At 73.4% G+C, this 6,842-nt stretch carries 6 protein-coding genes; 3 read left to right on the top strand and 3 right to left on the bottom strand.

Going from position 1 to position 6,842, the window contains the following annotated elements; translation table 11 throughout:
* On the top strand, positions 1-217 hold a 217-nt coding region (locus ACSNOD_RS26675; RefSeq protein ID WP_436769616.1), incomplete at its 5' end, for a hypothetical protein.
* On the opposite strand, the gene ACSNOD_RS26670 is transcribed toward ACSNOD_RS26675, so the two are convergent.
* A complete protein-coding gene (locus ACSNOD_RS26670) occupies positions 181-1,071 on the bottom strand; it encodes an Fpg/Nei family DNA glycosylase (RefSeq protein WP_436769615.1) in 891 nt (296 codons plus the stop codon). The two genes, ACSNOD_RS26675 and ACSNOD_RS26670, sit on opposite strands and share 37 nt — an antisense overlap.
* 7 nt (positions 1,072-1,078) lie before the next feature.
* A complete protein-coding gene (locus tag ACSNOD_RS26665; protein ID WP_436769614.1) occupies positions 1,079-1,570 on the bottom strand; it encodes a ribose-5-phosphate isomerase in 492 nt (163 codons plus the stop codon).
* Between the two features lie 163 nt (positions 1,571-1,733).
* On the opposite strand from ACSNOD_RS26665, the gene ACSNOD_RS26660 reads away from it, so the two are divergent.
* Positions 1,734-3,263: an amino acid permease gene (locus ACSNOD_RS26660; protein ID WP_436769613.1), complete on the top strand. Its 1,530-nt coding sequence runs from the start codon at positions 1,734-1,736 to the stop codon at positions 3,261-3,263.
* A 35-nt stretch (positions 3,264-3,298) separates the two neighbouring features.
* Here the strand turns inward: ACSNOD_RS26660 and ACSNOD_RS26655 are convergent, their stop codons facing one another.
* On the bottom strand, positions 3,299-5,638 hold the full coding sequence (locus tag ACSNOD_RS26655; RefSeq protein WP_436769612.1) for a protein kinase domain-containing protein: 2,340 nt from the start codon (positions 5,636-5,638) through the stop codon (positions 3,299-3,301).
* A gap of 239 nt (positions 5,639-5,877) precedes the next feature.
* Here ACSNOD_RS26655 and ACSNOD_RS26650 point away from each other — a divergent pair, with 239 nt between their 5' ends.
* Positions 5,878-6,732, top strand: coding sequence for a cell wall protein (locus ACSNOD_RS26650; RefSeq protein ID WP_436769611.1), 855 nt, complete (start codon positions 5,878-5,880; stop codon positions 6,730-6,732).
* Positions 6,733-6,842 lie beyond the last annotated feature (110 nt).

Here is a 6,842-nt window from a genome sequence, read left to right as displayed (position 1 = left end):
GACGGGCGAGGCCGACCGCTATGTGTCGTGCGGGTTCCACGGGGCGGCGTGGCATTTGATCGAGGCGGGTGCGGGAGATCCGGGCGGGGGCGGTGCGCGAGGCGGCGGTGGCGTTCGCGTCGCCGGTGGCGCCGTGGCTGCCGCACGGGTTCTGATCCCGGCGGTCGGCGTCGGCGTGTGTCAGCGCGCCGGCGCCGACACCGCCACGGGCGGCTGACAGCGGGCGCACCAGAACAGGTTGCGCCCCGCGAGCACGGCCGCCCGCACCTCGTCCGCGCAGATGTGGCAGCGCTGGGCCGCGCGCCGGTAGACGTAGACCTCGCCGCCGTGGTCGTCCACGCGCGGCGGGCGCCCCATCGCCTCCGGCGTGTGCTCCGGCCGCACCGTGTCGATCCGGTTGTTCCGCACGCCCTCGCGCATCAGCGCGACCAGATCCGCCCAGATCGCGTCCCACTCGGACCGGGTGAGATCGCGCCCGGGGCGATAGGGGTCGATGCCGTGCCGGAAGAGGACCTCGGCGCGGTAGACATTGCCGACGCCCGAGATGACCTTCTGGTCCATGAGCAGCGCGGCGATCGACGTGCGGCTGCGGGAGATCCGCGCCCACGCGCCGGAGCCGTCGTCGGACGCGCGCAGCGGATCGTCACCGAGCCGGTCGTGTATCGCGCGCTTCTCGCCCTCGGTGATCAGCTCGCAGGCGGTGGGCCCGCGCAGATCCGCGTAGTGGGCGTCGGCGTCGTAGTGGGCGTCGGCAGCGGGGCCGTCCTCCTCGGGGGAGGCCGTCGCGCCCGTCGCCAGGCGCAGCCGCACCGCGCCCACCGGGGCCGGCGCCGGACCCGTACCGAAGGTGACCTTCCCGTACAGGCCCAGGTGGACATGGACCCAGCCCGCCGGCCCGAAGCCCAGGAACAGGTGCTTGCCGTGGGCCTCCGCCCCGGTCAGCACCTGCCCGTCGAGCAGCGCCGCGCCGTCCGAGAACTTGCCCTGCGGGCTGCTCGCCCGGACCGCCCGGCCGGCGAACCGGTCCCGGCAGTCCTGGGCGAGGCGGTGGATCGTATGCCCCTCGGGCATGCCCGGCTCAGCCCTCCTGCTGGGGGTGGTGGGCCGGGATGGGCGGCAGGTCGCCGGTGGTCTCGTACGCGGCGAGCTGCTCGATGCGGCGGGTGTGGCGCTCCTCGCCGGAGTACGGGGTCGCCAGGAAGATCTCGACGAACCGGGTCGACTCCTCCAGGGTGTGCATCCGGCCGCCGATGCTGATCACATTGGCGTTGTTGTGCTCACGGCCGAGCGCCGCGGTCTGCTCGCTCCAGGCGAGGGCCGCCCGGACGCCCTTGACCTTGTTGGCGGCGATGGCCTCGCCGTTGCCCGAGCCACCGATCACGATGCCGAGGGCCTCGGGGTCGGCGGCCGTGCGCTCGGCGGCGCGCAGGCAGAACGGCGGGTAGTCGTCCTGGGCGTCGTAGATGTGCGGGCCGCAGTCGACGGGCTCGTGGCCCTGGGCCTTCAGCCACTCGACGAGGTGGTTCTTCAGTTCGTAACCGGCATGATCGGAGCCGAGGTACACGCGCATGGTCCGAGTGTGGCATGCGGCGCCGACAGGGCCGACGTCGGGTGGCGTGTGTCACATCTCAAGGAGAGCTCAAATACAACGATCCGGATTCAAAGGTTTTCCTTTGCGTTCTCCTGAGATTCACTGACCGGGCTCGTAACCCGAGAGCGAAGGAACAGGGCACATGAGCGTGCAACCCACGACGAAGACCACGGCGAACGCCGCCGCCCCGGGCACCCCCGGGCCCGGCGAAGGCCCCGACGGTCTCAAGGCGGGCCTCAAGAACCGCCACCTTTCCATGATCGCCATTGGTGGCGTGATCGGCGCCGGACTGTTCGTGGGGTCGAGTTCCGGCATCGCGGCAGCCGGGCCCGGCATTCTGCTGTCGTACGCCCTGGTGGGCGCGATGGTCGTGTTCGTGATGCGGATGCTCGGGGAGATGGCCGCGGCCAACCCGACCTCCGGATCGTTCTCCGCCTACGCCGACCGCGCGCTGGGCCGCTGGGCCGGCTTCTCCATCGGCTGGCTCTACTGGTTCTTCTGGGTCGTGGTGCTGGCGGTCGAGGCGACGGCCGGCGCGGTGATCCTGGAGGGCTGGATACCGCAGGTCCCGCAGTGGGCCTGGGCACTGATCGTCATGGTGGTGCTCACCGCCACCAACCTGGCCTCGGTCAGCTCCTACGGCGAGTTCGAGTTCTGGTTCGCCGGCGTCAAGGTCGTCGCGATCGCCGCGTTCGTGGTCATCGGCGGGCTGGCCGTGTTCGGCCTGCTGCCCGGCTCGGACAACCCCGGCGCGGGCTTCGACAACCTCACCGCGCACGGCGGGTTCCTGCCGAACGGCGCGGGCGCCATCCTCACCGGTGTGCTGATGGTCGTCTTCTCCTTCATGGGCAGTGAGATCGTCACCCTCGCCGCCGGCGAGTCCGAGGACCCGCAGCGCGCCGTCACCAAGGCCACCAACAGCGTGATCTGGCGGATCGGCGTCTTCTACCTGGGCTCGATCTTCGTCGTGGTGGCGCTGCTGCCCTGGGACGACAAGTCGATCCTGGAGAAGGGCTCCTACGTCGCGGCCCTGGACTCCATCGGCATCCCGCACGCCGGTCAGATCATGAACGTGATCGTGCTGACCGCCGTGCTCTCCTGCCTCAACTCCGGCCTCTACACCGCCTCCCGGATGGCGTTCTCGCTCGGCCAGCGCGGTGACGCACCGAAGTCGTTCGGCCGCACCACCGCCAAGGGCGTGCCGCAGGCCGCGATCCTGGGCTCGGTCGTCTTCGGCTTCCTCTCGGTGTTCTTCAACTACATGTGGCCGGACACGGTCTTCAAGTTCCTGCTGAACTCCTCCGGCGCGGTCGCGCTCTTCGTGTGGCTGGTCATCTGCGTGACCCAGCTGCGCATGCGGAAGATCATCCTTCGGGAGAACCCGGAGAAGCTCGTGGTGCGGATGTGGCTCTTCCCGTATCTGACCTGGGCCACCATCGTCATGATCACCTTCGTGCTGGTCTACATGTTCTTCGACGACGCCAACCGCCAGGTCGTGGGCCTGTCGGTGCTGGTGGCGGCCGTGGTCGTGGCCATCGCCCTGGTGCGGCAGAAGATGGGCGCGGGGCTCGACCGCGCGGATGCCGCGAGCGCGGCGAGCGGTGCGGCGAGCGGCGCGGTGGTCGGGACCTCGGTCGGCGCCGGGTCCGGCTCGGACGGCGGCGCCGAGTAGAAGCGAGCAACGGTCACGCGCGACAGGGAGCGTGATCAGAGCGGGCGGAAGGACTCCTTGACCCGCTCGTGAACCGCCAGGGCGGCAGTCTCGGCCGAGGCGGCGTACCAGACACTGAGTTGGAAGGTGTCGGCGCCGATCCGGAAGCCGAGCTGCCGCCCGTACCTTTGTGCGCCGTTCTGGGAGTACGCGTACTCCCAGACCACCGCCGGGTGGGAGCGGAAGGTGGTGCGCTCCAGCTTGATCCGGCGGTAGCCCGGGGCGTCGTGCTGCTGGCGCTCGAAGGACACCCACTGGTCGTAGAGGTCGCCCCCGGCCGTCGGGTCGCGCCGGGCGGAGACCTCGGTGGTGCCGTCCGGTGAGTTGTAGGTGACATTGCTCGGGCTCTCGGCGGTGCGGTTCCAGTCGGCGGGCGGGGCCCAGCGGAAGCCGTCCTCGTCGCGGGTGTCCCGGGTGTCCCGGGTGCCCGGGGCCTGCGAGGCGGTGGTGGTCGCGGCGGCGGAGGGCGGCCGGCTGGTGCCGGCGACGACCGGGTCGCGGCGGTCGCCGTCCGGGCCGCCCTGGATGGCGGCCACCACGGCGGCGGCGATGCCGGCGGCCGCGATGACGCCGGCGGCGGCGATGAGCGCGGACCGGCGCGAGGGCCGGGTCCGGCCCCGTGCGAGGCGTCGCGGCGGGTCGCCGCCGGAGGCGGACGGCGGGCCGCCCGGCGCGGGGCCGGCGGCGGACGGCCCGGCGGGCTCCGCTTCGCCGGCCGCGCGCCGCGGGGCGCTCGGCGCGGGGCCGGCCGGCGCGTCGACCACGGTGGGCGGGTGCGGGGTGCGGGGGCCGCGCGGGCTGCGCGGCCGACCCGCCGGCCCCGGGCGTACGGCCCCCGGCGGGGCCGCCGGTGAGTGTGGCCCGGGCTCGGGGCGTACGGCTTCCGGCGGCGCGGGCTCGGGCGATACGGCCCCCGGCGGGCCCGGTGGACGCGGCGCGGCCTGCCGGCCTACGGGCCCCGGCGACGCGGGCTGGGAACGTACCGGCTCCGGCGGTACGGCCTCCGGCGGTGCCGGTGGACGCGACCCGGGCTCCGGGCGTACGGACTCGGGCGCGGGCTGTTGGCCTACGGGCCCCGGCGACGCGGGGCCGGACCGTACGGGGCCCGGAGGTACGGCCTCGGACGGAGCGGACTCGGAACGTACCGGCTCCGGCGGTGCCGGTGGACGCGGCGCGGGGCCGGACCGTACGGGCCCCGGCGACGCCGAGTCGGAACGTACGGCCCCCGGCGGCGCGGGCTCGGGCGATGCGGCCCCCGGCGCATCGGGCTCGGGCGGCGCGGCCTCCGGCGGAGCCGGTTGGCGCGGCCCGGACTGCTGACGTACGGGCTCCGGCGGCGCGGACTCGGAACGTACCGGCTCCGGCGGGGCGGTCGGTGGGGGCGGCGCCGCAGCGCGAGGCGTCGAAAGCGAACGTATCCGCTCCTCCCGCGCGGGAGCGCCCCGCGCGGACACCACCGTCGGCGGGTGCGCGGCCGGGGCGCGGGCCGAATCCTCCTCGCGCGGGCCGGCCGGCGGCGCCAGCAGCGGAGCGAGCCGTTCCGCCACCTCGTCGAGCCCCAGCCGCGCCTCGGGGTCCTTGACCAGCAACCCCACCAGCACCTCGCGCAGCGGCCCGGCCCGCTCCGGCAGCTCCGGCTCCTCGTAGAGCACCGCGTGCAGGGTCGCCAGCGTGGCGGGCCGGCTGAACGGCGACCGCCCGCCGACGGCGGCGCAGAGCGTCGCGCCCAGCGACCACAGGTCCGAGGGCGGCCCTTGCGTGCGGCCCTCGATCCGCTCGGGCGCCATGTAGTCCGGCGAACCGACCAGCATGCCCGCCATGGTCAGCGCCGCCGCGTCGCGCACGGCGGCGATCCCGAAGTCGGTGAGCACCACCCGGCCCCGGGTGTCGATCAGCACGTTCCCCGGCTTGATGTCGCGGTGCAGCACCCCCACCGCGTGCACCTCCCGCAGCGCGGCGACCAGCCCGAGCCCGTACCGCGCGGCCTCCCGCGGCGACACCGGGCCGTCCTGGGTCAGCACCTGTTCGAGGGAGCGGGCCGCCACGAACTCCATGACGATCCACAGCCGTCCGTCCTCCCGGACCTCCACCACGTCGTAGACCCGGACCACGTTGGGGTGGTCGATGCGGGCCGTCGCGCGGGCCTCGCGCAGGCTCCGCTCGCGCTGCACCCGGCTGTCCTCGCCGTGGTCGTCGATACGGATCTCCTTGGCGGCCACGGGGCGGTCGAGCACCTCGTCCACCGCGCGCCACACCCGCCCCATTCCCCCCTGACCGATCAGTTCCATCAGCCGATAACGGCCGGCAACGAGTCGCTCCCGAGGCTCCCCGCTCATCTGTCCCACCCTGCCCGCTCTCCCCTGAGCGGGAATTCCTTCCCGCTTTTCCCCATGGTCGGCCGGTGTTTTACCGAATCCCTCACGACCGGTCCGGATTCGTGAACATGGGACCATGACAGCACAGTTGGCCGGAATCTTGTGGTACCTATTCACATACCTCTGCGGCTCATGCGGATTTGGGGGGACGGGAAATGCGCACAGGTAATCGAAGGCAACAATTCTTGGCCATAGGTGCGGTGTTGGCCCTGACGGCGATTCCCCTGGGGGTGGTGGGGACGGCCTCGGCGGAGCCGACGCCCGGCAGCGACGAGGGCGGGACGCCCGGGCCCAGCGCGCCGGCCGGCTACGAGATCGGCACGGAACTGCCGAAGACGATCTCCGTCGACAACGGCAGCGGGAACACCACGCTGACCGCCACGGTGAAGAACAAGGGCGACAAGGAAACGGGCGCCGTACGGATGTCCGTGGTGGGCTTCGAGGGGCTCACGGTGAAGGCCGTCGAGGGGTGCGCGGCCATTCCGGAAGGAAAACTTCCGGAGGGGTCCAACAGCGGTTTCTCCTGCCCCGTGGGGCCGCTGGGCGCGGGAAAGAGCAAGACGTACCAGGTCACCGCCCGCTACGACCTGAAGCGGACCGGGCGCGTCTGTCTGCCGGTGACCCTCGGCGAGACGGACACGCTGCTGTGGCAGCAGGGCCCCGTGCCGTTCGGCACGACGAAGCCGACACCCAACGCGCCGGACACGCCGCTGCAACTCGGCACGAAGAACGTGCCGGCGTCGGCGACCGGCGACGGCGGGGGCACGAGTTCCCCGTCCCCCGGCGGCCAGGACGGCGGGTCGCCGGGGGCCGGGGGCACGGGCGACGGCAAGGAGGGCGGGGCGCCCTCCACGGGCGGCAAGGACGGCGGCAAGGACGGCGGCGCGCCGGGCGCTCCGGGCGCGCCCTCCGGCGAGGGCAAGGGTGAGGGCAAGGACCGGCTGCCGCGGACCGGGGCGCCGGACGCGGGCGTGATGGCCGCGCTCGCCGCGGCGCTGCTGACCGCCGGCGGCGCGGGCGTCTGGCTGACCCGGGCCCGCCGGGACCAGGTCTGACCCGCGCGGCCCGTCCGGCCCTTCTGATCCTCCCGATCCTCCCGATCTTTCCGATCCGGCGGAGGCTCCCCCCGTACGCACCCGGAGAAAGGGGCTCGCCCGGCGCACAT

It is taken from the genome of Streptomyces sp. URMC 123, assembly GCF_051386515.1.
In the GTDB taxonomy this organism is placed as follows: Bacteria; Actinomycetota; Actinomycetes; order Streptomycetales; family Streptomycetaceae; genus Streptomyces.
The sequence above is the reverse complement of the archived record's forward strand: the minus strand, read 5'-3'. Positions and strand labels throughout refer to the sequence as shown.

Bases quoted from the DNA above. Each gene is read 5' to 3' on its own strand.
- ACSNOD_RS26670 (WP_436769615.1), bottom strand. From the start codon at position 1,071: ATGCCCGAGGGGCATACGATCCACCGCCTCGCCCAGGACTGCCGGGAC.
- ACSNOD_RS26665 (WP_436769614.1), bottom strand. From the start codon at position 1,570: ATGCGCGTGTACCTCGGCTCCGATCATGCCGGTTACGAACTGAAGAAC.
- ACSNOD_RS26660 (WP_436769613.1), top strand. From the start codon at position 1,734: ATGAGCGTGCAACCCACGACGAAGACCACGGCGAACGCCGCCGCCCCG.
- ACSNOD_RS26655 (WP_436769612.1), bottom strand. From the start codon at position 5,638: ATGAGCGGGGAGCCTCGGGAGCGACTCGTTGCCGGCCGTTATCGGCTG.